We start from the raw sequence: 23,660 nt of genomic DNA on the forward strand, positions 1-23,660 counted from the left end.
TTCGGCACAGTGCCGCAGAAGGGGCTGTTTTTACAGTGCCAGGCGCTCGGCCGGCCATTCGCTGATGGTGCGCAGCAGCGTGCGGTTCACATGCTCCAGGTCGATGTCGTAGCGTGCACACAGCTCGCGCACCACGGGGCCGTCTTCCTTTTCCAGCGCCTTGGCCAGCAGCAGGCTCGGGGCGTAGGGACCGTCTTCCTCCACCGCGGCTTCGTGGATGCGCTCGGACAGCGGCAGGCGCTGCAGCGTCTGGCTCAGCGGCTCGTCCAGCAGCTCGTCCAGGCGCGAGAACAGGCCGCACAGATAGACCTCGCTGCGCAGCTCCTGGCTGACGCCGGGGTCCAGCAGGCGTTCGGTCAGCTGGGCACGCATCACGGTGGCGGCGCGGATGGGCTGCAGGTCCTTGTCGGCGCTGGCCTGGGTCAGCTGGTTGGCCAGCCACTGCTTGAGTTGGCTGTAGCCCAGCATCACAAAGCCCATGCGCAGCGAGTCCACCCCCGAGCGCAGGGCCAGCGAGGCCGAGTTGGTGAACACCATGAAGCGGTAGGCCAGCATGGGGTCTTCGCTCAGGATCTGCTCGAAGGTTTCAAAGGATTCGTCCGCATCCACGGCCTTGAGCAGGCGCATCACATGGTCGTGGCTGGGGGCCAGCGCCCGTTCGCCGCGCAGCTTGTGCTGCACGTCTTCCGACGGCCAGCCCGCAATGGCAGCAGCGCGGTGCTGGTCCAGGCAGCGGTGCATGATGGCGCGGCTGTGCAGCTCTTCATACATCTGGCCGTCCAGCAGCGCCAGATGTTCGGGAGCCGGTGCGCCGGGCGACAGCTGCATCAGCTGGATGGCATCCTGCGGTGCCAGGCGCAGCATGCTGCTTGTGAACCAGCGGGCGCTGTCGGCATCGGGCAGGTCGTTGAGCGCTCCGCGCCACACCAGGCGCACACCGCGCGCCTGGGCACGCTGCACCAGGTCGTAGAGCGCGGAATCGGCCAGCCATTCGCCGCGCACTTCGATCAGCTGCTGCGCATCGCGTACGGTGTGCTGCAGCAGCAGACCCAGCAGGTGGCGCGACTGGGGCGACAGAATGAGCCGGGGCGCCGTGGGCGCCGCCATTTCCTGCAGCATGCGCAGGAAATGCGGGACATCGGGCTGGTCGTCGCCGCCCTCGTGCATGAAAAGCTGCACACCCACCAGTTTGCGGGCGGCATTCCACAGTGGGCGGTAGCCCAGGGCCAAAGAGGTGAGCGCAGTCTGAACCATGCAGCGATATTAGGCCGAAGCCCGCCCCGTCAGTTGATGAAATTGAACAGCGACAGCTTCTGGATGGAAGCGTAGGACTGCATGGCAGCCGACACCGTCAGCTGCTGGTTCTGCAGCAGGGACAGCGCAGCAATGTATTCCGAGTCGTTCATGTCTTCGGCTGCGGCGCGCTGGCCTTCCATCTGTTCGTTGCGCGCCAGCAGGGTCTTGCCGATGCGGTCGGACTGTTGCATCAGATCGCCGGCATAGCTGCGCACCGTCGAGACACGGTTCATGGCGGTGTCGATTTCGGCCTGCACCTTGGCCAGGCCATGGGCCAGTTCGCCGAAGGCGGTGGTGCCATCCATCTTGCCGCTGTTGCGGGAGGCGGCAATGGCGCTGTCCAGTACCGAGAACAGGTCGGTGCGTTCGCTTTGCTTGACGGTGAAACCGTCGCCGTTGGCCGGCACGCCGGTGATGGTCAGGTCCATGCCGCCCACGCGGATGGCGTCCCCCGACTTGTAGGCCAGGTTGGTCATGGGGTTGCCGGCCGTGTCATTGACCGGGTTGCCGGCGCTGTCGACCACGCTGTAGGTGGTGGTGCCGCTGGCATCGACCGAGAACTGGATGGTCTGCGGGCCCACGAAGGCGGCGGCGGCCGAAGGGTCCTTGATGGTGCCGACATTGCTCCAGGCCTTGCCGGTGTTGGGGGTGTAGGTGGGCGGGGTGGTGGCCGGGGTCACTTCCACGCCCAGTTCCACGGCCAGCACGCCGTTGCCGGTGGAGCCGCTCATGAAGGCCAGGGCGCCGTCCAGGGTGCTGGCGATGCCGTAGTCGCTGCTCGACTGCTGGCCGGCCTGGCCGTCGTACTGGTACTTGCCGGAGATGACCTGCTCCTGGCTGTCCAGGCCGCGGAACAGGGGCAGGCCGTTGCTGTCCTTGCGGTTGGCGTAGCCCAGGATCTGGTTGCGCAGGCTTTCCATCTGCTGCACCAGGGCATCGCGTTCGGTCTGGGTGAAGCTGCCGTTGCCGGCCTGCACGGTCAGGTCGCGAAAGGCCTGCAGCGCGTCCACCATTTCGCCCAAGGTCGATTCGCCATAGGTGATGGTGGCTGTCTGCGCGTCCAGCGCGCGCTGGTCGGTGTCCAGGCGCGACAGACGGGTGCGTGCACGTTCGGCCTGGGCGGCGCCGACGGGGTCGTCGCTGGCGCGCAGGACTTTTTTCTTGGCCGAGACATGCTCGATCTGGTCGGCCAGCTCTTTTTGCTGCTTGCTCAACATGTTCACGGTGTTCGCGTACATGGTGGCCGTGCTGTAACGGTTGACGTTCGCCATGGAAAGCTCCTACAGAATCAGTGGTTGACGGCGTTGAGCACGCTGTCAAAAAGGCTTTGGGCGATCTGGATCACCTTGGCCGACGCCTGGTAGGCCTGCTGGAACTGCAGCAGGCGGGCCGCTTCCTCGTCCTGGTTCACGCCGGAGACTGCGGTGCGTTCGTTTTCCAGGCTGGCCGCCACATTGGCTGACAGCTCGGCGGCGTACTGGGCGCTTTGGGTGCGGGTGCCGACCACGGCCATGGCCGAGGAGAAGCCGTCGGTCAGCGTGGTGCCGTTGTCGAAGATCTTGGCATCGCGCAGATCCAGGAAGGCCGTGGCATTGCCGGAGTTGCGCTTCCAGGCGTCGCCCAGCGCGGGTTCCAGGGCATTGCTCACCTGCACGGTGTCGCCGGTCTTGGGCGTGCCGTTCAGCGTGATCTGCCAGCCGTCGATGTTGATGGGCTTGCCCGATTGGTAGGGCTGGGGGCCCGACAGGTTGCCGGGGTAGTCGTAGGTGATGGCGCCCGTGCCGGGATCGACCGTGAAGGTGATGGCCACCGGGGTGCCGATGGGCGGCACACCCGTGCCCGTGGACTTGAGCTGCAGCAGTTGCAAGGTGCCCTGGTTGTCCTGGCTGATGGCCGCCGACACCGGGTTGGACACGGCCAGATCGTCGGGCGTGTAGACCAGGGCCTTGATGTCGCTGGCAGCGGAGCTGAAGGGCTTGAACAGAATGCTCTGGCCTTGTGCTCCCGAATTGGCATCAGCATCCAGCGAGAAGGTCAGTCCGTCGACCGTGAAGGTGGAGGAACCGGCGGTGGGGCCGGCGGCATAGCCCAGTGCGGGGTCGGTCAGGGCACGGGTCTTGCCGTCCGACAGGCGCACGATCTTGGTGTCGGCCGGGTGGCTGGCACCGAACACGATTTTGTAGTCCGAGGCCACCAGGGCATGGGTGTCGGTGAACGCGACCGAGGCCGAGGGCGTTCCCAGGTCATAGCCGGGGATGTTGCTGTAGCCCGGCATGCTGGTGGGCAGGGCAAACAATTCGGTGCCGGGCACGCCGCTGAGTGTCAGGCCCAGCTGGTTCTGCTTGTTCAGCTCGGTCCCGATGGACAGCGCCAGGCGGCCCATCAGGTTGCGCCCTTCGACCAGATCTTCGTTGTTGAACTTGAGCAGGCCCGCAATCTCGCCGCCCGCCACCATGCCTGCCGTCAGTTCCACCTTCTCGCCATTGGGCTGGCTGAAGTACAGCGACAGCTTGCCGCTGCCGGGGTAGTTGGTGGATTCGCTGACGCTCAGCTGCGCGGCGCTGGCGCCCAGCACCAGGGCCTGGCTGCCACCCACGAACAGGTTGATGCTGCCGTCATCGGCCGCCACCTGGGTGGTCTTGACGTACTGGTTGATCTCGCGGACCACCTGGTCGCGCTGGTCCAGCAGGTCGTTGGGGCTGTGGCCGGCGGCCAGGGCACGGCTGATCTGGGTGTTGAGCGTGGCCACCTGGGTGGCCAGGCTGTTGACCACGATCACATCGTTGCCGATCTGCTGCTTGGTGACATAGTCCTGCTCTTCCAGCGCCGTGGAGGAGGCGCGAAAGCGCGATGCCAGCTCGGACATGCGGGTGAGCACCACATTGCGTGCCGTGGAGTCGGTCGGCGAGGTTTCCAGGTCGGCAAACGCATTCATCATGTTGGTGATGGCGGCACCCAGGCCTGCGTCACCGCCGGCGTAGACGTCCTGCATCTGCGTCAGCGACTGGGAGCGTGCGGCATCGGCGGCGCTGGCGGCGTTGGCCGCGTTGGATTGCTTGTTCAGCAGCTCGCTGTAGTTGCGCATCACCGTGGCGACGGACACGCCGTTGCCGATGTAGCCGTTGCCCCGGTTCTGGCCGGCGACGGTCTGCAGCGCCACGGTCTGGCGCGAATACCCCGGCGTGTTGACGTTGGCAATGTTGTGGCCGATGGTCTGCAGGGCAGCCTGGTTGGCCGTCAGGGCCGAGACTCCGACATTCAGTAAGCTCATGTTGGCGCTTCCTTAAGCTTGGTTGCTGCGCTGCACGGCCACGGCACTTTCGATGGCGCGGGTCAGCTTGTTGGCGTATTGGGGATCGGTGGCGTAGCCCGCTTGCTGCAGGGCCTTGGCGTAGGCATTGGCCGAGCCGGCGCTGGCCACGTTCTGGGCCTGTTCGTAGCGCGGGTTCTCGGTGATCAGGCGGGCGTAGTCGCGGAACGAGTCTTCATACGAGTCGTAAGCGCGGAACTTGGCCTTGACCTTGCGGGGCACGCCGTCGATGTATTCGGTGGTGGTGACTTCGGCCACCTTGCCGTTCCAGCCCTTGCCGGCCTTGATGCCGAACAGGTTGAAGGAGTTGCTGCCGTCGGCGTTGCGGATGGCGCTCTTGCCCCAGCCGGTTTCATGGCCGGCCTGGCCCACCATGAAGCTGGCGGGAATGCCGCTTTCCTGGGCCACGCGCTGTGCGGAGGGCAGGTGCGCCTGGACAAAGCTGTCGCGTCCCTTGGGGGGCGGCGCATAGGCGTCCACCGCCGGGGTGCTGCCCTTGCTCCAGCTGCTGCCGCTCAGGCTGGTGGCGGCCCGGCTCTGGCTGGCAAAGCTGAGGGTGGACGTCATGCTGAAGTTGCGCTGCGCCAGGGCGTTGTCATCGCCCAGCAGGCTGGACAGCTCGCCGGTCACATTGGCGGCGGCGAGGTTGTCCTTGCCGATGGAGCGCGAGATCTGGGCCGTGATGGCATCGCTCAGGCCCCGGGGCATGCCGGACATGGCGACCGACATCTGCTGGTCGTACATGTCGTTGGCCAGGCTGGTGGCCGAGTTGTCCAGCAGGCCCGACTTCATGGTCGCGTCGCGCATGCTCTTGATCATCTCGCGCATGAACAGCGATTCGAGCTGCTTGGCCGCTTCGCGTGCGGCCTTGGGGTCATTCGACTGGGTCTTGAGCGAGTTGAGGGACTGGACGTCGCTGACCAGCGCGTTCTGGGCGTTGAAGGAGAGGGAGCTCATATCACCTCCAGTTCGGCGTTCAGTGCGCCGGCGGACTTGATGGCCTGCAGGATGGCCAGCAGATCCTGGGGAGTGGCCCCCAGGGCGTTGAGGGAGCGCACCACGTCGGACAGCTGGGGCGAGGCGGGCATGTTGATGACCTTGCCCGGCTCTTGCGAGACCTGGATGGAGGCTTTTTCCGCCACCACCGTCTGGCCTTGCGAGAACGGGCCTGGCTGGCTGATGACGGGGGTGGAATTGATGGTGATGGCCAGGTTGCCGTGGGCAATGGCGCAGGGGCCCAAGGTCACGGCCTGGTTCATCACGATGGAGCCGGTGCGGGCGTTGATGACCACCTTGGCGGCCGGCTTGCTGTTTTGCAGCGTCAGCTCTTCGATGTCGGCAATGAAGCTGACCCGGGCGCCCGACAGCTCGGGGGCGCGCACTTCCACGGTACGGCCATCCAGCGCTGTCGCGGTGCCCGCGCCGTGGCGGTTGTTGATGGCCTTCACGACCTGGCTGGCCATCTGAAAATCCGAGGCGTTCAAGCCCAGGCGGATGGTGCTGCCTTCGTTGAGCGGCGTCGGGATGGCGCGTTCCACCTGGCCGCCCAGCGGAATGCGGCCGGCGCTCAGGTGGTTGATCTGGACCTTGGAGCCGGCCTGGGAGGCCCCGGCACCACCCACCACCATATTGCCCTGGGCCAGCGCGTAGATTTCGCCGTCGGCACCGCGCAGCGGGGTGACGATCAGCGTGCCGCCCTTGAGCGACTTGGCGTTGCCCATGGAGGACACCACCACGTCAATCTGCTGGCCGGGCTGGGAGAAGGGGGGGAGCTCGGCGGTGACGATCACGGCCGCCACGTTCTTGAGCTGCAGACTGTTCATGTTGGCAGTCGCCGGCAGCGTGATGCCCATTTGCTGGAGATAGTTCGCCAGCGTCTGCGTGGTGTAGGGCATCTGCGTGGTCTGGTCGCCCGTGCCATCGAGGCCGACCACCAGGCCATAACCGGTCAACTGGTTGCTGCGTACGCCTTGCACGGCAGCCACTTCCTTGATGCGCACGGCCTGTGCGGGCGGTGCCAGCATGCTGCCGCACAAGGCAGCGAGCAGGAAAATGCCGTGAGCTGTGCGGAACTTGGGAAGTGTGGACAGTACTTTCATACTGCCCAATTCTGGAGAGGATCAGAACGGCATAAAGTTCAAAAAGAACGAGGACAACCAGCCAATTGACTGGGCTGATCCCTGCTGGCCGCGGCTGCGCGACTCCACGCGCACATTGGCCACCTGGGTGGAGGCAATCACGCTGTTGGGCTGCAGCATGTAGGGGTCCACGGTGCCGGTGAAGCGCAGCACATCGACGTTGTGGTTCACGCCGATCTGCTTCTCGCCCGCCACGATCAGGTGGCCGTTGGGCAGCACATCGATGACGGTGGTGGTGATGGAGCCGGTGAAGGCGTTGGCGCTTTCGGTGCCGCCGGCGCCGGAGAACTTGTTGTCGCTTTCCATGCCGGCGCCGAGCTTGCCCAGAATGCTGGCGCCGGGCTTCATGAACGGAATGGCGCTGACGCTGGAGTTCATCTCGTTGCTGCGGTTGACGCTGGACGACTGCTTCTGGCTGGCGGTGACCTTTTCCGTGATGGCAATGGTCACGATATCGCCCACCAGGCGGGCCTTGCGGTTTTCAAACGGCGGGCGGTAGCGGTTGCTCTGGAACAGGCTGCCGGTCGTGGTCGCAGACGGAGCGGGCGCGGTGATGGCGGCGGCCGTCAGCGGCTGGGTGGGCAGACCCATTTCCACCGGCGGCGGATCGTTGAAGGCGCAGCCGCTCAGGACCAGGGTGGCGCCGATCCAGATGCTGGTGCGCAGGGGCGGGCGGCCAGGGGTCGGGCGGTGCGACAGCAGCGAAAAACGGGAGGGCGTGGTCATGGCAGGTATTCCATTCGCAAAATCAGGAGTGGCTTGAGCAAGCACCACAAGGTTTTCAAGGTGGACTTCACCTGAAAACCTTGCTGGATAAGCTGAAGCAGCTCACTTAATAAGAGAGCTTGAGAATCAGAGCTGCGAGAGCTTGGCCAGCATCTGGTCACTGGTGGAGATGGCCTTGGAATTCATTTCGTAGGCACGCTGGGTCTGGATCATGGCCACCAGTTCTTCCACCACGTTCACATTGGACGATTCCAGAAAGCCCTGCATCACCGTGCCCAGATTGTTGGAGCCGGGTGTGCCCGCCTGCGGCGTGCCCGAGGCCGGGGTTTCACGGAACAGGTTCTCGCCCAGCGGCTCCAGGCCGGCGGGATTGATGAACGATGCCGTATTCAGCTGGCCGATCTGCTGGGGGGTGGCGCTGCCGGACACCGTCACTTCCACCAGGCCGGTCTTGCTGATGCTCAGGCGGGTGGCGTTGGCAGGCACGGTGATGCCGTCCAGCAGCGGGTAGCCGCCGGCGGTGACCAGCTGGCCGGTGCCGTTCTTGCTGAAGGTGCCGTCACGGGTATAGGCCGTGGTGCCGTCAGGCATCTGGATCTGGAAGAAGCCGTCGCCGCTGATGGCCACATCCAGGTCCTTGCCGGATTCCAGCGGCGTGCCCTGGGTGAAGTTGCGCGTGGTGGCCACGGTGCGCACGCCCAGGCCCAGGTGCATACCGGTGGGCAGGGTGTTCTGCTCGTCGGCCTGGGAACCGACCTGGCGCAGGTTCTGGTAGATCAGGTCTTCGAACACGGCGCTCTGGCGCTTGTAGCCGGTGGTCGAGACGTTGGACAAGTTGTGCGAGACCACGTCCATGTTGGTCTGCTGGGCCTGCATGCCGGTCTTGGCAATCCACAGGGAATTCATCATGGCAAGGGTTCCTTCCGTATTCGGTGTGTGGGCTGCGCGCGGATCAGCCGTTCATGCTCAGCAGCTGGCTGGCCGTCTTGTCATTGCTTTCGGCCGTTTGCAGCATCTTGATCTGCTGCTCGAACTGGCGCGAGGCGGCGATCATGCCCACCATCTGTTCGACGGCGTTCACGTTGGAGCCTTCCAGGGTGCCGGCCACCAGACGGGCATTGCCGTCGTTGGGCAGGTCGCCGTTCACACCACGGAACAGACCGTCATCGCTGCGCTTGATGGCCTGGTCGGCCGTGGGGGTGACCATCTTGAGGCGGCCTATGCTCATGGGTGGCTGGTTGGGCAGCGTGGCCACCACGGTGCCGTCGGCACCGAAGTTGAGCTTGGCGTTCTGGGGAATGTCGATGGGCGTGCCGCCATCGGACAGCACGGGCAGGCCGGTGGCGGTGACCAGCTGACCCTGCTCGGTCACTTCCAGTGCGCCGTTGCGAGTGTAGGCCTCCATGCCGTCCATGCCCTGCACGGCAAACCAGGCGTTGCCACGGGCCATGAGGTCGGTGTTCTTGCCGGTGGTCATGGCCGGGCCGGGAGTTTCCAGGTGGCCGGACGTGGCGTCCAGCGCAAACACGCGGGTGGTGGAGCCCTGGCCTTGCACGGGGACCGAACGGAATGTGGTCATTTCCGAACGGAAGCCCGTGGTCGAGGCATTGGCCAGGTTGTTGGACAGCACCGCCTGCCGCTGGGCAGCGGCGTTGGCACCGGTCATGGTGGTGTAGATGATGCGGTCCATTACAAACTCCTAGTTGCGCGTGTCGGGTTGCGCTTAGCGCAGGTTGACCAGGGTCGAGAAGATCTGGTCCTGGGTCTTGATGGTCTGGGCGTTGGCCTGGTAGGCACGCTGCGCGGTCATCATGTTCACCAGTTCGGCCGTCAGGTCGACGTTGGACTCTTCCAGCGCATTGCCCTGGATATCCCCAAAGCTGCCGCTGCCGGCCGATCCATAGACGGCGGGGCCGGAGTCATTGGAGGCGAGCCAGTTGTTGTTGCCGTCGGGGATCAGGCCCTGGGAGTTCGTGAACTTGGCCAGGGCGATCTGGGCTTCGGCGCGGGTGACGCCGTTGGAGTAGGACGCCATCAGCGTGCCATCCTTGGAGACGTTGACGCTGGTCAGCTCGCCGGAGGCATAGCCGTCCTGCGTCAGCTTGGCCACGGACCAGGCGCTGCCGAACTGGGTGGCCTTGGTCAGGTCCATCTTCACCGCGAAGGGGCTGGCGGCACCCGTGGTGGGGTTGATGGTCAGCTCGAACGGGTCGGTGGGCGCTGCGGGGGGCGCGGGCGTGGCGCTGGCCAGGGTGCCGTCGGTGTTGAAGGTCAGCGTGCCGATGGGGGCGGTGGAGGTGAGGCTGTCATAAACCTCCCAGCTGTTGGGGCCGGTCTTCTCGAAGTACACCGATGCAGGGTGGGCCACGCCCAGGCTGTCATAGACCTGCAGCGAGGTGCCGTAGGTGGCGCGCGGTGTGGGTTCGATGGGAGGCGTGGCCGTGGCATCGCCTGCCGCCAGGTTGGCGCGTGCATCCAGGTTCAGGATGCCCGCCACGCTGGTGGTCTGCTTGGCAGGAATGGGGGCGCCGGTGGGGAAGGTCAACTCGGTCAAGGCCACGCTGTTGCGCTGGCCGGTGATGGGGTCCACGGTGTAGCCCATGACCTTGTCGCCGTTCACGGTCTGCAATTCGCCGTTCTTGGTCAGCTGGAAGTTGCCGGAACGGGTGTAGGCCATGCCGCTGGAGGTGTTGACCACGAAGAAGCCGTCGCCGTTGATGGCCATGTCCAGACCGTTGTTCGTCGGAACGATCACGCCCTGGCTGAATTGCTGCGACACGGCGGCCACGCTCACGCCGATGCCGGCGTTGCTGCCGCTGGCGGCGCCCATGGCGCTGGCCACCATTTCATTGAACTCGGCACGCGAGGACTTGAAGCCGGAGGTGTTGCTGTTGGCGATGTTGTGGCCGATGACGTCCAGGTTCTTGCTGGAGGCGTTCAGGCCGGAGAGACCGTGATAAAAACCCATGGTGTGTGCTCCTCGAAGAGATGTGATTCCCGGTCTTAGAAGACCGACTTGACGCCGCTGTAGTCGACGGTGGCACCGCTGCCCAGCTCCAGCATCAGCTTGCCGTTGCTCACCGTGGCGGCGACGACGTTGCTGGCGGTCAGTGGCGTGACCTTGACGGTGCTTTCCGCGTTGGAAGCCTTCACGCTGTATTGCAGCTGCGACTTGTCGCCGGTGTATTTGCTGCCGTCCCAGGTGAAGTAGTTGCGGCCGGCATCCAGGCCGGTCATCTCGACCGTGTCCACCAGCTCGCCCGAGGCGTTGGTGATGGTCACGGTCACGTTCGCCGCCTTGCCGGCCAGCTCGAAGGCGGCTGTGGCTTGGCCTTCTTCGGTCACCGCCAGGCCATTACCCTCGGTCAGCACGGTGTGGCCAATCAGGCTGCTGCCTTGCAGCATCTGCATCTGGTTGAACTGGCTGGTCACGCTGGAGACGGTGTCGTTGAGCTTTTCGATGCCGCTCACCGTGCTGATCTGCGCCATTTGCGAGGTCAGCTGGGCGTTGTCCATGGGGTTGGTGGGGTCCTGGTTCTTCAGCTGGGCCACCAGCAGGGTCAGGAACTTGTCCTGCATTTCCTGCGCGGAGGTCGCGCCGGAGCTGCTGGAAGAGGAAGAAGAGCTGTTGGAGCTGACGCCGTTGATCATGGGGTCCTACTTTCTGGTGCTGCGGGCGGTTACTGGCCCAGCTGCAGCGTCTTGAGCAGCAGCGTCTTGGCGGTGTTCATCACTTCCACGTTGTTCTGGTAGGAACGGGAAGCGGAAATCATGTTGACCATCTCGTCCACGGCATTGACGTTGGAGTGGGTCACATAGCCTTGTTCATCGGCCAGCGGGTGTTCCGGGTTGTGCACGCGGCGGCCGGGGGTGTTGTCTTCCTCCACACCCACCACTTTGACGCCGGCCGAGCCGTCCTTGCCCATGGGGGCGGTCTGGAAGACCACTTCGCGGGCCTTGTAGACATCGCCGTTGGGGCCGGCGACGGCATCCACGTTGGCCAGGTTGGAGGCCACGACGTTGAGGCGTTGCGACTGGGCGCTGATGGCGCTGCCCGAGACGCTGAAGATGGAGAACATGGACATGGTGGGTTCCTATTCCTGGCGGTGCGTGGATTACTGGCCGGTGATGGCGCTGAGCATGGTCTTGGACGAGCCGTTCAGGAAACGCAGCGTGGCTTCGTAGCGCACGGAGTTGTCCACGAAGTTGGCGCGTTCGCGGTCCAGGTCCACGGTGTTGTTGTCCATGCTGGGCTGCGAGGCGATGGAGTAGCCCAGCGTGGAATCCTGGTTGTGCCCGGTCTTGGCGGCAGGCAGCGGAATGTGCTGGGCGTGGCTGACGCTGCCGGCGCGCTGCTGCTGCATCTGGGCGGTGGGCTGTTCGGTGGCCTCACGCAGGGTCTTGCCAAAGTCGAAGTCGCGTGCCACGTAGCCCGGTGTGTCGGCATTGGCGATATTGCTGGAGAGCATGCGCTGACGCTCGGCGCGCAGCACCAGTGCGTTGCTGTGGAAATTCAATCCGCCGGTCATTTTGTCGAGCATGTGTTCCTCTCGCTTGCAATAGATGGCATCCATGCATCGACAGGACGCAGGAAGTGGGCTGATTATGGAAATCGGGTGGTTTTTCTAAAGCGCGAAGAACTGGGGGTTGGGCCGGCAGTTCCAGGGTTTGCGCGCAGGCATCTGGCTCTACATTGCTGGCATCGCCTCGAAAGGGTTCGGGGCTGTCTGATATGAAAGCCTGTTCCTGATGTCCATTGCCCGCCGTGCTGCCGTCTCTGTCGCCACTTTCTGCCGCAAGCAGGGCGTGCTTGCGGCGGCGTGCGCGCTGGCAGCGGTGTCAGTGCACGCTCAGAGCGTGGAGCAGGTCAGCCAGCAATGGCTGAACAACGCGCTGGCGCAAGGCAGCGCTTCGCCGCAGGAAATGCCTTTGCGCCTGGAGGTGGAGCTGGGCAGACTGGATCCCCGCCTGAATCTGGCGCCGTGCGCCCGCATGGAGCCTTATCTGCCCAACGGCTCCAAGCTGTGGGGGCGTACCCGCATCGGTATCCGCTGCCTGGAAGGCAGTCGCCTGTGGAATGTGTTCATGCCTGTCACGGTCAAGGCCTGGGGTCCTGCCTGGGTGCTGACCAACAATGTCACCCTGGGGGACGTGCTGAGTCCCCAGGACGCCATGCAGTCCGAGGTGGACTGGGCGGCGGAAACGGCCGCCGTGATCGCCTTGCCGGACGACTGGGTCGGGCAGAGCGCGGCCCGCTCCCTGAGTTCAGGGCAGACCCTGCGACAGGGCATGGTCCGGGCGCCGCAGCTGTTCAAGGCGGGATCGCCGGTCAAAGTGGTGGCTGGCGGCACAGGATTTCAAGTGACTTCGTCTGGCCAGGCACTTTCTGCCGGAGGGCAGGGGCAAGCCGTACGCGTTCGCATGGATAATGGCCGGATTGTCTCCGGTACGGTCAATGCGAGAGGGGAAGTCGTCGTCAACCAGTAGGTTGACGCCGTTTCGAAAAGAAACACTCAAGTTTTCCGGCACCCCGCCGATAGACTGGATATCAAGCCCGCAAGCGGGCACTGGAGCACACATGAAGGTCGGACAAAACGCAGAGCGGCTTGCACAGCTGCAACAAACCCAGATTCAAGCCGCGGCAGACAAAAAGGCCGGTACGGCCGGTGAAGCCCTGCAGCGCACCACCCAGACCGCCGCGGCCGGCGTGCCGGTGACGGTGTCGGATTCGGCGCGTTCACTCGATGTGAATGCCAAAAACCAAGGCGACATTGATGTTGCCAAGGTGCGCGCCATGCGTGAAGCCATTGCCAACGGCACGTTCTCGGTGAATGCTGGCGCCGTGGCCGACAAGCTGCTGGGCGATGCCAGCGACTTCCTGCGCCCTGTCTCCCGCTGAGATCTTCGCCCACCGGCGGCTGCGGCCCGCTCTTGCATGTTCTGCCTTCCGACCTTCGGCAGACCTGCATCGGCGGGCTTTGGCATTTCTGGCCCGGTGCCGCACAATGCATCCATTTTCTGACGGACGGAATATCGCGCTATGCAACTTGAAGAAGCCTTGAACCATGTGGAAAGCCAGGTCCAGCTGATGGCCGCCTCGTTGACCGGCCAGGAAGGTGTGCCCGCTCCCGATGTGGTGAGTGAGCGCTTGCGCAGCTGCATGGTGGCTTTTTCCGGTCTGGCGCAGAATTTCACGCCGGAGCAGTTCACCCCGGCATTGCGCCAGCGCATGCAGGTGATCTCCCAGACCCTGGCCCTGCAGCGCGAACATCTGGTGCGCATGGGCGCCATCACGGCACAGCAGGCCCAGGTCCTGGTGCCGCAGCAACGCGATGGCCACACCTACGGGGAGATGGCGTCGACGGCCGCACCGCAAGGCGGACGGGCGGCGGTTTCCAAGCTTTACCACATCAGCGGCTGACGCTTTCTGCTCCTGAAAACGCAAAAGCCAGCGCATGCGCTGGCTTTTTTGTGGGCGGCTGCTTCAGCCTGTTCAATGGCTGGAGTTCGTTTTGAGGTGGGGCAGCTTGCTGCATTGGACTGCAATGCAAGCGTTCCCCCAAGGGACGGGGTGTTCAGTGGGGGCGCATTTTAGTGCGCAGGCGGGCGATGGCCTGGCTGTGCAGCTGGCAGACACGGGACTCGGTGACTTCCAGCACGGCGGCAATCTCCTTGAGATTCATGTCGTGCTCGTAGTACATGCCCATCACGTATTTCTCGCGCTCCGGAAGGCCTTCGATGGCTTGCACCAGGGCGGTGCGCAGCCGGTGGTCGCGCAGCATGGCCATGGGGTCGCTGCTGCTGTCGGCCACATAGCGGTCCAGATAGCCTTCGTCGTCATCCTGGCCGGGGGACAGGTCTTCCAGGTAGAACAGCTGCGTGCCGCGCACCTTGCCCAGCAGGCTTTGGTATTCGTCCAGCGGCAGGTCCATGGCTTCGGCGATTTCAGACTCGCGGGGCGTGCGGCCCAGCCGCTGCTCCAGGCGGCGGATGGTGACTTCGATGTCTTTCTGCCCTTTGCGCGAGCTGCGGCTCATCCAGTCGCTCTCGCGCAGCTCATCGAGCATGGCGCCGCGGATGCGCTGGCTGGCAAAGGTCTCAAATTGCACGCCCTGGGCACTTTCGTAGCGCGACAGCGCTTCGGCCAGACCGATCATGCCCACCTGGATCAGATCGTCCAGTTCCACGTTCGGAGGCAGCTTGGCGATCATATGGTGCGCAATACGACGCACCAGCGGGGCGTGCTGGCGGATCAGCGCGTCACGATCAAGCTGGCCATGGGCGGTGTACATCGGGTCAATGGCTCCAATCGGTAGGCTGGGCGGCGGCCTGCTGCGGCATTCCCACCGCTTCGGCTTGCTCCAAGCATTGTAGCGACCAGCGCTGCAGTTGCCGGGGGTTATCGGGGTTCAGTTGCATGACGAGGGGCTCGACATGCAGGTGGTGCATGGCGCACTGCACCACGGCCTGCAGATTGCGGGCGAACCCGGTGTCCGGCGACATGGAAACCAGTTTGGCGGTCAGCCCCGTGTGCATCAGCATGTGCTTGAGCGCGCGGTAGCTGCGCAGCACGCTGCGGCCCTGGGAGGGCACCATCAGCAGCGGGGACTGGCTGGCGCCGTGCAGCACCGGGCTCAGGATCTGTTCCGGGGCAATGATGATGACCAGCGCATGGTTGCGCAAGTGGCGGTGCAGCAGGTCCAGGGCGCGGCAGCCTTGCTGGCGGGCACGGTGGGCCAGTTGCAGCAGGCCGCGGGCGGCCGGCAGGGTAGCCACGCTGTGGGCGCCTTCGGTGCCCACGGGCAGGGCGCCAAAGCCGCTGCCGCTGTGGGGCTGCAGCAGATCCTGCAGGCCCGGCGCATCGGCCGTTTCCTGCTCGGTGCCGTCCAGCACGATGACCGGATAGCCCTGTTGTTGCAGGTGGGTGCAGGCGCTCCACAGGGCCTGGGTACCTGCCAGATCACCGCCTGGCAGCACGCTCAGCACGCGCAGCGGGTTGGCGGCGGCCTGCCACTGCAGGCCGGAACCTTGGTGGCTGCTGCTCTCAAGCATGCAGGCCTCCGGCGCTGCGGGGCGATTCCGCAAAGAAGAAGTCCAGATCCAGGGCCGAGGGGTCGAAGGCCGAACGGGTGTGGGCGCGCATCGACGAGGCGATCAGTTCCTGGGCGTTGGCGCGCTCGAAGTCTTCGGGCACGCGCTGGCCGTTGGTGATGCCGCGCAGCTGCATCTGGTGGCGCACCAGGGCGTCCAGGGCCGGGCCCAGCTTCACGGCTTCGTCCACCTTGGACAGGATGGTCTGCTTGCAGCCGTTGCGCTTGAAGGCGCCCAGCGATTCGTCCAGCGTATCGCCCTGGCTGCCGGCGTTGACCACCAGCAGGCGTTGCACACCCGGCAGGTCCAGCACGTCCAGGATGTCGTCCTTGCGCGGATCGCGCGGGGCCACGCCGGTGGTGTCGATCAGGACCATTTTCTTGCCGGACAGCAGGCTCAGCAGGTCTTGCAGTGCGGCCTTGTCATGGGCCAGGTGGGCCACCACACCCAGCATGCGGCCGTAGGCGCGCAGCTGTTCGTGGCCGCCGACACGGTAGGTGTCCAGCGTGATCAGGCCGACATTGTGGGCACCGTGCACCTGGGCCGCCAGGGCGGCCAGCTTGGCGGCCGTGGTGGTCTTGCCCACGCCGGTGGAGCCCACCAGGGCGAACACGCCACCGGTTTCGTAGATGGAGGCCTGCTTGGCGTCGGTGTGCAGATTGCGTTCCAGCACGTTCATCAGCCACTTCAGGGCTTCGGCCGGGCCGGCGTTCTGGGGCATGCGCTCGAGCAGGGTGCGGCCCAGCGTGGGCGAGTAGCCGGCGCGGATCAGCTTGACCATCAGGTTCGAGTGCAGCGGGCTCTGGCGCGTCTGGTTCAGCCACGACAGGGTGTTGAAGCGCTCTTCAATCAGGTCCTTCATGGACTGCAGCTCGCCCATCACCTGGGTGTTCAGTGCAGGGGCGGCCGGGGCGGGCTTGCGCGCCTCGACCGGCAGTTCAATCGCCATGCCGCGCAGCGGGTTGTGCTTGACCACCGTGGGGGTGGTGGGCAGTGGTGCGGTGTCGCGCACCGCATCCAGGCGGTTCTTGCGGGCAAAAGTGGGCAGTGCCGGCACTTCTTCTTCCATCTGGGCGTCGGGGCCGCGGCGGCGCAGCATGCGTTCGCGCACATAGTCCTGGAAGGACAGGGTGCTCATGCTCAGCTGTTCGGTGTCTTCCGCCACGGATTGCTTGGCCGATGCCTGCAGCGCCTTGGGAGGGCGGGTCTCTTCGGCGTCGCGGGCCTGGATGGCTGCCTGCAGGCGGTTGCTGGTGCGGTTGCCCTGGTCCAGCTTGCCCAGGCCGTCTTCCGACGTGGCCATGACTTCCACGCCGGTCGAGGTGGCGCGGTTGGCAAGGATCAGTGTGCCTTCCCCAAAGACGGCCCGCGCTTTGGCCAGGGCCTCACGGGAGGTGGGGGCGGTAAAGCGTTGGATGTTCATGCGGATGCACCTTTAAGAATGGGACCAATGCGGATGGTGTGCGTTTCGGGGATCTCGCTGTGGGCGAGCACCTGCAGTCGAGGAGCGACACGGCGCACCAGCTTGGCAATGGTGTTGCGAATGGAGTCGGGAACCAGCAGGCAGGCGGGCATGCCCATTTCTTCCTGGCGGTTGGCCACTTCGGCGGCGCGCTGGGTCAGGACATCGGCGACGCCGGGGTCCAGCGAAGGCGCTGCGGGGTTGGCCAGGGCCTGGACCAGCAGGCGTTCCAGGCCGGGCTCGATGGCGATCACGTTCAGTTCGCGGGTCGGGCCGTAAATTTGTTGGACGATGGCGGGCGACAGCGCAATGCGCACGCGGCGGGCCAGTTCCATGGGGTCCTGGGTCGAGCCAGCATGCTCTGCCAGCGTTTCGATGATGGTGCGGATGTCACGGATGTGCACCGAGTCCTCCAGCAGCAGCTGGAGTACTTTTTGGAACGTCGTGATGGACACCATTTTGGGAATGACTTCTTCGATCAGCTTGGGTGCCAACTTGGCAACATGCTCCACCAGCTGCTGCACCTCAGTGCGGCTGAGCAGCTTGGAAGCCTGGACTTGCATCAAGTGTGACAAATGCGTCGCCATCACGGTTTCCGAATCAACGACGGTAAAACCGGCCATTTGCGCCGCTTCCTTTTGGCGCTCATCGATCCAGTGGGCCGGCAGTCCGAATGCGGGGTCGGTGGTGGGGGTGCCGATCAGCGGCGTGCTGATGCCGCCCGGGTTGATGGCCAGGTACATGCCGGGGAAGGCTTCGCCTTCGCCCACCATCACGCCACGCAGGGTGATGCGGTAGGCGCTGGGCTTGAGCTCCAGGTTGTCGCGCACATGCACGGCCGGGGGCAGGAAGCCCACTTCCTGGGCAAACTTGCGGCGCACGCCCTTGATGCGGGTCAGCAGGTCGCCCTGGCGGTTCTTGTCCACCAGCGCAATCAGACGGTAGCCCAGCTCCAGGCCCAGCAGGTCCACGGGCTGCAGATCGTCCCAGGTGGCTTCGCTGTCTTGCTGGGTGGCGGCCACGGCGGCCTGCTTCTGGGTGGCGCCGGCTGCCTGTTCGGTCTTTTGCTGTTGCTTGCGGTGGGCCAGCCAGGCGGCGTAGCCGAAAGCCGAGCCCATGGCCAGGAACACGACGTGGGGCATGTTGGGGATCAGACCCAGCAGCACCAGAATGGCGCCAGTGATGCCCAGCGCACGGGGCGAGGCAAACATCTGGGTGGCAATCTGCTTGCCGGTGTCGCCGTCCTTGCCCACGCGGGAGATCACCATCGCCGAGGCCACGGAGATCAGCAGGCCGGGAATCTGGGCGACCAGCGCGTCACCGACGGCCAGCAGGATGTAGCTGTTGGCCGCGTCACCCGCCGACAGGCCGTGCTGGGCCATGCCGATGATGAAGCCGCCGATGATGTTGATCACCAGAATCAGGATACCGGCCACGGCATCGCCGCGCACAAACTTGGAGGCACCGTCCATGGAGCCGAAGAAGTTGGCTTCTTCGCCCACTTCGGCACGGCGGCGCTTGGCTTCGGCTTCGTCGATCAGGCCGGCGTTCAGGTCGGCATCCACGGCCATCTGCTTGCCGGGCATCGCGTCCAGGGTGAAGCGGGCCGAGACTTCGGCAATCCGCTCGGCACCCTTGGTGATCACCACGAAGTTGATCACCACCAGGATGGCGAACACGATCAGACCCACGGCAAAGTTGCCACCGATCAGGAAGTGGCCGAAGGCCTCGATCACCGCACCCGCCGCGCCGGGGCCGGTATGGCCTTCCATCAGCACCACCCGGGTGGAGGCCACGTTCAGCGACAGGCGCATCAGCGTGGTCAGCAGCAGCACCGAGGGGAAGGCCGCAAAGTCCAGTGGCTTGATCATGTAGGCCGCCACCATCATCACCATCAATGCAATGGCGATGTTCAGCGTGAAGAAGGTGTCCAGCAGCCAGGGCGGAATGGGCAGCACCATCAGCGCCAGGATGGCAATCACCAGAATCGGGGCCGACATGCCTTGCAGCGCATTGCCATGCTTGCCAGCCATCTGCTGGATGTTCTTGATCATTGCGGTGCTCATGGTGCGGTGCTTTCCGTGGTGGATTCAGGGGCGGTGCGCAGCTTGGTGTGCGGGTCCAGTTCAGGCGGGACCGGCGGTTGCACCAGTTCACCCGGGGGCGGGGCTTCGCCGCGCAGCGAGGCCTTGAGACGGTAGACATAGGCCAGCACCTGGGCCACGGCGGTGTACAGCGTGGACGGGATGGCCTGGTCGAGTTCGGCGTTGGCGTAGAGCGCGCGGGCCAGCATGGGCGATTCGAGCACTGGAATGTCGTGGGCCTTGGCCACTTCGCGGATCTTCAGTGCCACCAGATCGGCGCCCATGGCGATCACCTGGGGGGCGGCCATGGTGGCTTCGTCGTAGCGCAGGGCCACGGCGTAGTGGGTGGGGTTGGTGACCACGAAGTCGGCCTTGGGCACGCGGGAGACGGAGGCGCGGTGCGCCATCTCGCGCTGCTTCTGGCGGATCTTGCCCTTCACTTCGGGGCTGCCTTCGGATTCCTTGTGTTCCTGCTTGACTTCCTGGTGGCTCATCTTCAGGCGGCGCTTGAACAGGAAGTTCTGCAGCGGCACATCGATGATGGCAACCATGAAGACCACCACCAGCATCAAGGCCATGCCGCCGGCAATCCAGTCGCCCACCTTGGACAGGGCCGAGCGGCTGGGCTGCAGGGGCAGGGTGGCCAGCTCGGGAATGCCGGAGCGCAGATAGAACCAGCCCACGAAGGCCAGCACGATGGTAAGCATCACGTTCTTGGCGGCCGTGACCAGCTGCTGCATGGATATCAGGTTCTTGATGCCCGACAGCGGGTTGATGCGGTTGAACTGGGGGGTGATGGGTTTGAAGCTGAGCACCCAGCCACCGGCCAGCACACCGGAAATGATGGAGGCGGCCGAAATCAGCACCCCCAGAATCAGCACCGCCGTCAGAGCGACTATGGAGATGTCCACCAGGCGCTCCACCATCAGCTGGGGCGACAGGATGGTGCTGGCGTTGAAGGACAGCTGGCGGGCCATGGCTTCGTGCATGTGGCCGACCAGGGAAGGACCGCCTGCCAGCACCGCTAGCGCGCCGACACCCATCACCGTCAGGTGACCGAGGTCGCGGGAGCGTGCAGCCTGACCGTCTTTGCGGGTCTTCTGCAGTTTTCGCTCGGTAGCGGGTAGGTTTTTGTCTTGGCTGGATTCCATGGCGGCATGGGGGAATGTCCATGCCATTGTCCGCAGCGGGGTCTGTGGCGATGCCGTGAAAAGCGGGGTCGGGGGCGCGTTATTCCCGGATAGCGGACGCCGAAAACCCGCTGAAGTCTGCTAGCGCCGGCAGGCATGGGCCTGCCGATGGCTTCCCCAACAAGCGCTTTGCGCGCTGCTGCCCCCTCATCCTGGTGAGCGGGAGCGGTGCTGCGCGGCGCAGCCACCGGGGGGGCATGGCCGAGCCCAGCCGAGGGATGGAAAAGCCGGGCGGCGGTGCCGCCGCGGCTCAGAAGCCCAGGCTGGCCAGCAGGTCGTCCACTTCCGATTGGGAGGTGACCACGTTGGGCGTGTTGTCCGGGTCTACCACCGGGCCTTGCAGCGCCGGGTGGCCGTCGGCCGTGAACTCGGCAGCCGGTGCAGCAGGCTCCACCTCCGGGACGGTCGCCAGCACCGCTGCCGCTGCCGGTGCGCTGTGCATGGGGGCTGTCTGCAGCAGCAGCTCGACCAGCTGCTCTTCCAGGCTGGACGTCAGCTTGACCACCTTGGCGATCACCTGGCCGGTCAGGTCATGGAAGTCCTGGGCCATCATGATTTCGGTCAGGCGGCTGTCCAGGCGGGCGTTGGCCGCATCCATGGCTTCCAGGTGGTTCATCACATGGCCTTTGGCCACGGCCGCCACGGGATCGGCCACCAGGGCCTCACGCATTTTCTGCGTCTGCTCCACGATCTGGCTGTGTTCGTCCTTGGCCGTATCCACAATGCCCAGCACCTTTTCCGCCGCTTCGCCAGTCAGGCGAGCGATGTAGGTCAGGCGGCTTTGGGCGTCCGGCAGGGCATCCACGGAGCCCCGGAGACGGTCGGCATAGCCAAGTTCTCGCAGCGAATCGTGCAACTGCCGGGTCAGCAGGCCCAGCTTGTTGTGCACATCCCCCTGGTCGTAACCGCCGGGGAGAGGTGTATTCGGCGCTTCGTCCATGGGCTTACATCCCCATCTTTTTCAGCACCAGATTGACTTTTTCTTCCAGTGTGGCCTTGGTGAAAGGCTTGACGATGTAACCGGCAGCGCCACCCTGGGCGGCCGCCACGATGTCTTCCTTGCGGGCTTCGGCGGTCACCATCAGCACTGGCAGGTGCTTGAGCTTCTCGTCAGCCTTGATTTCGGTCAGCAACTGGAACCCGTTCATATTGGGCATGTTGATGTCGGTCACCACGAAGTCAAACTTGCTGTTGCGCAGCTTGTGCAGGGCTACCACGCCATCTTCGGCCTCATCGGCTTCGGTGAAGCCGCTTTCCTTGAGCAGGTTGCGCACGATACGGCGCATGGTGGAGAAGTCGTCAACGATCAAAAAGCGAAGGGGATTGGCCACGTGAGGACCCTTTCGGTCGAAATAGCTCTGTTATCAATGATGTGCCGGTGCGCATACTAAGCGACAAATTGTCACAAAGATGGCGTGCCCGGTACAGGATTGTCCTGCTTATCGGCAGGTTCAATAGGTTCCTTGACCGCATGTTTGCCCAACAGCCGTTCTTCGGCCTCATGGGTCAGTACGGTGATGGTGATGCGGCGGTTCTGGGGCGCGCGCGGTTGGTCCGGGTACAGCAGGTCGCTGGCCGCCAAGCCCACCACGCGGGCCAGTTTGTCGTCAGGCATGCCGGATGACACCAATTCGCGGCGCGAGGCATTGGCGCGGTCGGATGAGAGTTCCCAGTTGCTGTAACCCCGCTGGCCGTTGCCATAAGGGGCGGCGTCGGTGTGGCCGGCCAGGCTGATGCGGTTTTCCACCCCGCCCATGGCCGTCCCCACTTCGCGCAGGATGTCGCGCATATAGGGCTTGAGGATGGCGCTGCCGATGTCGAACATGGGGCGGTTCTGTTCGTCCACAATCTGGATCTGCAGGCCGTCGGGGGTGACGTCGATGCGGATCTGCGACTTGTATTCGTTCAGCGTGGCATTGCTGCTGATCATGGCGTCGATCTTGGCGCGCAGGGATTTGATGCGCTGGGCATCCTGCTGCGCGCGGATCTGGCGCGATGTGCTGTCCATCTTGCGGCGGTCGTTGTTTTCGTCCGCGTCGGAGCGGCGGATCTGACCGTGCACCTTGGCCAGGTCGTTGCCACCGCCGGGAATGATGCTGGAGCTGTTGCCCGAGCCGTCGCCGCCGGCCATCGAGACCTTCAGCGGCGAATTGAAATAGGCCGCAATCCCCTGCAGATCGCCTTTGGCCGTCGAGCCCAGCAGCCACATCAGCAGGAAGAAGGCCATCATGGCCGTCATGAAGTCAGCGTAGGCAATCTTCCAGGCACCGCCATGCGCGCCGTGGGCGGCTTTCTTGACGCGCTTGATGATGATGGGCTGGAGTTTTTTTTCGGTTGCCATGTGCGTGGGCCTTCTTCTTTACCGCTGGAGGCTTACTTCTGGCCCTTGACGTGCTCTTCCAGCTCCACAAAGCCGGGTCGTTCGGTCGAGAACAGCACCTTGCGGCCGAATTCAATGGCCGTGGGCGGGTTGTAGCCTTGCATGCTGGCGATCAGCGTGCACTTCACGCATTCCAGCTCCTTGGAGCCGTCCTGGAAAATCTGTTCGATCACGCCGGCCAGCGGTTCCACCAGCGCATAGGCCAGCAAGATACCGAGGAAGGTCCCCACCAGGGCGGAAGCGATCATGCCGCCCAGCACGGACGGGGGCTGGCCCACGGAGCCCATGGTGTTCACCACTCCCAGCACGGCGGCCACGATACCGAAGGCAGGCAGCGCACCCGCCAGGCGTTGCAAGGCTGCAACAGGACGGTGGTTTTCCTGGTGGTGGGCCTCGATCTCGTTCTCCATCAGCGTCTCAATTTCGTGCGAATTGAGGTTGCCAGAGACCATCATCCGCAGGTAGTCGGTGATGAACTCCACCAGGTGGTGGTCGGCCAGGATGTCGGGGTACTTCTGGAACAGCGGCGATTCGTTGGGCTCTTCCACGTCGGATTCGATGGCCATCAGGCCTTCCTTGCGGGCCTTCTGCAGCAGGTCATACAGCAGGGCCAGCAGGCTCATGAACCGGGCCTTGGTGTACTTGGAGCCTTTGATGGCCAGCGGAATGGCGGCAGCCGTGGCCTTCAGCACCTTGGGCTGATTGCTCACGATGAAGGCGCCAAACGCCCCGCCACCAATGGTGGCCATTTCAAAAGGCAGCGCCTTGGCCAGCACGGACATATTGCCACCGTGCAGGGCGTAGACACCGAAGATGCAGCCGAAGGCCACGAGGTAACCGATGAGGACAAGCATGGGGAGGATTCTGTCAGTCAGCAGGCCGAGCTAAGGGGGAAGAAGCGGCGGAAAAATGCGCATCTTCGGCGCTTGGAGAGGATCTTATCGAGGGAGACTTGGCTAGGCTAGAAGTGTATTCTGGTCAAC

Annotated in this window: 24 protein-coding genes; 3 read left to right on the top strand and 21 right to left on the bottom strand. The window is 64.5% G+C overall.

Features of this window, described 5'->3' with window-relative positions:
- Nucleotides 1-30: 30 nt before the first annotated feature.
- The 12 genes from KW830_RS13640 to flgB all read right to left on the bottom strand — a co-directional run bounded on the left by KW830_RS13640 (nt 31) and on the right by flgB (nt 12,011).
- Nucleotides 31-1,254, bottom strand: coding sequence for an HDOD domain-containing protein (locus KW830_RS13640; protein WP_218333440.1), 1,224 nt, complete (start codon nt 1,252-1,254; stop codon nt 31-33).
- Nucleotides 1,255-1,283: 29 nt separating this feature from the next.
- Complete coding sequence (flgL, locus tag KW830_RS13645) at nt 1,284-2,567, bottom strand: flagellar hook-associated protein FlgL (RefSeq protein ID WP_218333441.1); 1,284 nt, start codon at nt 2,565-2,567, stop codon at nt 1,284-1,286.
- A gap of 17 nt (nt 2,568-2,584) precedes the next feature.
- A complete protein-coding gene (gene flgK, locus KW830_RS13650; protein WP_218333442.1) occupies nt 2,585-4,567 on the bottom strand; it encodes a flagellar hook-associated protein FlgK in 1,983 nt (660 codons plus the stop codon).
- Between the two features lie 12 nt (nt 4,568-4,579).
- Entirely contained in the window at nt 4,580-5,563 is a 984-nt protein-coding gene (flgJ, locus tag KW830_RS13655) for a flagellar assembly peptidoglycan hydrolase FlgJ (protein WP_218333443.1), read from the bottom strand.
- Nucleotides 5,560-6,705: a flagellar basal body P-ring protein FlgI gene (locus KW830_RS13660; RefSeq protein WP_066541706.1), complete on the bottom strand. Its 1,146-nt coding sequence runs from the start codon at nt 6,703-6,705 to the stop codon at nt 5,560-5,562. Before KW830_RS13660 ends, flgJ begins: the two co-directional genes overlap by 4 nt.
- A gap of 21 nt (nt 6,706-6,726) precedes the next feature.
- Nucleotides 6,727-7,470: a flagellar basal body L-ring protein FlgH gene (locus KW830_RS13665; RefSeq protein ID WP_083520652.1), complete on the bottom strand. Its 744-nt coding sequence runs from the start codon at nt 7,468-7,470 to the stop codon at nt 6,727-6,729.
- 126 nt (nt 7,471-7,596) lie between these two features.
- Entirely contained in the window at nt 7,597-8,379 is a 783-nt protein-coding gene (gene flgG, locus KW830_RS13670) for a flagellar basal-body rod protein FlgG (protein WP_066541708.1), read from the bottom strand.
- 43 nt (nt 8,380-8,422) lie between these two features.
- Entirely contained in the window at nt 8,423-9,160 is a 738-nt protein-coding gene (gene flgF / locus KW830_RS13675; protein ID WP_066541709.1) for a flagellar basal-body rod protein FlgF, read from the bottom strand.
- Nucleotides 9,161-9,193: 33 nt separating this feature from the next.
- Nucleotides 9,194-10,438, bottom strand: coding sequence for a flagellar hook protein FlgE (gene flgE / locus KW830_RS13680; RefSeq protein ID WP_218333444.1), 1,245 nt, complete (start codon nt 10,436-10,438; stop codon nt 9,194-9,196).
- 35 nt (nt 10,439-10,473) lie between these two features.
- Nucleotides 10,474-11,121: a flagellar hook assembly protein FlgD gene (locus KW830_RS13685; RefSeq protein WP_066541711.1), complete on the bottom strand. Its 648-nt coding sequence runs from the start codon at nt 11,119-11,121 to the stop codon at nt 10,474-10,476.
- Between the two features lie 29 nt (nt 11,122-11,150).
- Entirely contained in the window at nt 11,151-11,555 is a 405-nt protein-coding gene (flgC, locus tag KW830_RS13690; protein ID WP_066541713.1) for a flagellar basal body rod protein FlgC, read from the bottom strand.
- A gap of 30 nt (nt 11,556-11,585) precedes the next feature.
- Nucleotides 11,586-12,011, bottom strand: a complete 426-nt coding sequence (flgB, locus tag KW830_RS13695) for a flagellar basal body rod protein FlgB (RefSeq protein WP_066541818.1) — start codon at nt 12,009-12,011, stop codon at nt 11,586-11,588.
- A gap of 208 nt (nt 12,012-12,219) precedes the next feature.
- Between flgB and flgA the strand changes: the two genes are divergently transcribed.
- The 3 genes from flgA to KW830_RS13710 all read left to right on the top strand — a co-directional run bounded on the left by flgA (nt 12,220) and on the right by KW830_RS13710 (nt 13,891).
- Nucleotides 12,220-12,957: a flagellar basal body P-ring formation chaperone FlgA gene (flgA, locus tag KW830_RS13700; RefSeq protein ID WP_066541715.1), complete on the top strand. Its 738-nt coding sequence runs from the start codon at nt 12,220-12,222 to the stop codon at nt 12,955-12,957.
- Nucleotides 12,958-13,048: 91 nt separating this feature from the next.
- The gene (flgM, locus tag KW830_RS13705; protein ID WP_066541717.1) at nt 13,049-13,369 is read left to right on the top strand and encodes a flagellar biosynthesis anti-sigma factor FlgM; all 321 of its coding nucleotides are present in this window, start codon (nt 13,049-13,051) and stop codon (nt 13,367-13,369) included.
- Between the two features lie 141 nt (nt 13,370-13,510).
- Entirely contained in the window at nt 13,511-13,891 is a 381-nt protein-coding gene (locus KW830_RS13710; RefSeq protein ID WP_066541719.1) for a hypothetical protein, read from the top strand.
- A 154-nt stretch (nt 13,892-14,045) separates the two neighbouring features.
- On the opposite strand, the gene KW830_RS13715 is transcribed toward KW830_RS13710, so the two are convergent.
- From KW830_RS13715 to motA, 9 genes are all read right to left on the bottom strand, one after another.
- Nucleotides 14,046-14,762 carry an RNA polymerase sigma factor FliA gene (locus tag KW830_RS13715; RefSeq protein WP_066541721.1) on the bottom strand — a complete coding sequence of 239 codons (717 nt, stop codon included), beginning with the start codon at nt 14,760-14,762 and terminating at the stop codon, nt 14,046-14,048.
- Between the two features lie 4 nt (nt 14,763-14,766).
- Nucleotides 14,767-15,522, bottom strand: a complete 756-nt coding sequence (locus KW830_RS13720) for a hypothetical protein (RefSeq protein WP_066541724.1) — start codon at nt 15,520-15,522, stop codon at nt 14,767-14,769.
- Nucleotides 15,515-16,984, bottom strand: coding sequence for a flagellar biosynthesis protein FlhF (gene flhF / locus KW830_RS13725; RefSeq protein WP_218333445.1), 1,470 nt, complete (start codon nt 16,982-16,984; stop codon nt 15,515-15,517). The genes KW830_RS13720 and flhF overlap by 8 nt, the downstream gene beginning before the upstream one ends.
- Nucleotides 16,981-19,089, bottom strand: a complete 2,109-nt coding sequence (gene flhA, locus KW830_RS13730; RefSeq protein ID WP_066541727.1) for a flagellar biosynthesis protein FlhA — start codon at nt 19,087-19,089, stop codon at nt 16,981-16,983. Before flhA ends, flhF begins: the two co-directional genes overlap by 4 nt.
- On the bottom strand, nt 19,086-20,258 hold the full coding sequence (flhB, locus tag KW830_RS13735; RefSeq protein ID WP_218333446.1) for a flagellar biosynthesis protein FlhB: 1,173 nt from the start codon (nt 20,256-20,258) through the stop codon (nt 19,086-19,088). Before flhB ends, flhA begins: the two co-directional genes overlap by 4 nt.
- A 289-nt stretch (nt 20,259-20,547) precedes the next feature.
- Nucleotides 20,548-21,237, bottom strand: a complete 690-nt coding sequence (locus tag KW830_RS13740; protein ID WP_218333447.1) for a protein phosphatase CheZ — start codon at nt 21,235-21,237, stop codon at nt 20,548-20,550.
- Between the two features lie 4 nt (nt 21,238-21,241).
- Nucleotides 21,242-21,628 (bottom strand): chemotaxis response regulator CheY, encoded by a 387-nt coding sequence (gene cheY, locus KW830_RS13745; protein ID WP_066541731.1) that lies wholly within the window; start codon nt 21,626-21,628, stop codon nt 21,242-21,244.
- 71 nt (nt 21,629-21,699) lie between these two features.
- Entirely contained in the window at nt 21,700-22,638 is a 939-nt protein-coding gene (motB, locus tag KW830_RS13750; RefSeq protein ID WP_066541732.1) for a flagellar motor protein MotB, read from the bottom strand.
- A 32-nt stretch (nt 22,639-22,670) separates the two neighbouring features.
- Complete coding sequence (gene motA, locus KW830_RS13755) at nt 22,671-23,531, bottom strand: flagellar motor stator protein MotA (protein ID WP_066541733.1); 861 nt, start codon at nt 23,529-23,531, stop codon at nt 22,671-22,673.
- Between the last annotated feature and the right edge of the window lie 129 nt (nt 23,532-23,660).

Source organism: Comamonas sp. CMM03 (genome assembly GCF_019218715.1).
Lineage (GTDB): Bacteria > Pseudomonadota > Gammaproteobacteria > Burkholderiales > Burkholderiaceae_C > Comamonas > Comamonas terrigena.

Bases quoted from the DNA above. Each gene is read 5' to 3' on its own strand.
- flgM (WP_066541717.1), top strand. From the start codon at position 13,049: ATGAAGGTCGGACAAAACGCAGAGCGGCTTGCACAGCTGCAACAAACC.
- KW830_RS13710 (WP_066541719.1), top strand. From the start codon at position 13,511: ATGCAACTTGAAGAAGCCTTGAACCATGTGGAAAGCCAGGTCCAGCTG.
- KW830_RS13660 (WP_066541706.1), bottom strand. From the start codon at position 6,705: ATGAAAGTACTGTCCACACTTCCCAAGTTCCGCACAGCTCACGGCATT.
- flgJ (WP_218333443.1), bottom strand. From the start codon at position 5,563: ATGAGCTCCCTCTCCTTCAACGCCCAGAACGCGCTGGTCAGCGACGTC.
- KW830_RS13685 (WP_066541711.1), bottom strand. From the start codon at position 11,121: ATGATCAACGGCGTCAGCTCCAACAGCTCTTCTTCCTCTTCCAGCAGC.
- KW830_RS13640 (WP_218333440.1), bottom strand. From the start codon at position 1,254: ATGGTTCAGACTGCGCTCACCTCTTTGGCCCTGGGCTACCGCCCACTG.
- flgA (WP_066541715.1), top strand. From the start codon at position 12,220: ATGTCCATTGCCCGCCGTGCTGCCGTCTCTGTCGCCACTTTCTGCCGC.
- flgL (WP_218333441.1), bottom strand. From the start codon at position 2,567: ATGGCGAACGTCAACCGTTACAGCACGGCCACCATGTACGCGAACACC.
- motA (WP_066541733.1), bottom strand. From the start codon at position 23,531: ATGCTTGTCCTCATCGGTTACCTCGTGGCCTTCGGCTGCATCTTCGGT.
- KW830_RS13720 (WP_066541724.1), bottom strand. From the start codon at position 15,522: ATGCTTGAGAGCAGCAGCCACCAAGGTTCCGGCCTGCAGTGGCAGGCC.
- motB (WP_066541732.1), bottom strand. From the start codon at position 22,638: ATGGCAACCGAAAAAAAACTCCAGCCCATCATCATCAAGCGCGTCAAG.
- flhB (WP_218333446.1), bottom strand. From the start codon at position 20,258: ATGGAATCCAGCCAAGACAAAAACCTACCCGCTACCGAGCGAAAACTG.
- KW830_RS13740 (WP_218333447.1), bottom strand. From the start codon at position 21,237: ATGGACGAAGCGCCGAATACACCTCTCCCCGGCGGTTACGACCAGGGG.
- flhF (WP_218333445.1), bottom strand. From the start codon at position 16,984: ATGAACATCCAACGCTTTACCGCCCCCACCTCCCGTGAGGCCCTGGCC.
- flgB (WP_066541818.1), bottom strand. From the start codon at position 12,011: ATGCTCGACAAAATGACCGGCGGATTGAATTTCCACAGCAACGCACTG.
- KW830_RS13715 (WP_066541721.1), bottom strand. From the start codon at position 14,762: ATGTACACCGCCCATGGCCAGCTTGATCGTGACGCGCTGATCCGCCAG.
- flgG (WP_066541708.1), bottom strand. From the start codon at position 8,379: ATGATGAATTCCCTGTGGATTGCCAAGACCGGCATGCAGGCCCAGCAG.
- KW830_RS13665 (WP_083520652.1), bottom strand. From the start codon at position 7,470: ATGACCACGCCCTCCCGTTTTTCGCTGCTGTCGCACCGCCCGACCCCT.
- flgC (WP_066541713.1), bottom strand. From the start codon at position 11,555: ATGTCCATGTTCTCCATCTTCAGCGTCTCGGGCAGCGCCATCAGCGCC.
- flgF (WP_066541709.1), bottom strand. From the start codon at position 9,160: ATGGACCGCATCATCTACACCACCATGACCGGTGCCAACGCCGCTGCC.
- flhA (WP_066541727.1), bottom strand. From the start codon at position 19,089: ATGAGCACCGCAATGATCAAGAACATCCAGCAGATGGCTGGCAAGCAT.
- flgK (WP_218333442.1), bottom strand. From the start codon at position 4,567: ATGAGCTTACTGAATGTCGGAGTCTCGGCCCTGACGGCCAACCAGGCT.
- flgE (WP_218333444.1), bottom strand. From the start codon at position 10,438: ATGGGTTTTTATCACGGTCTCTCCGGCCTGAACGCCTCCAGCAAGAAC.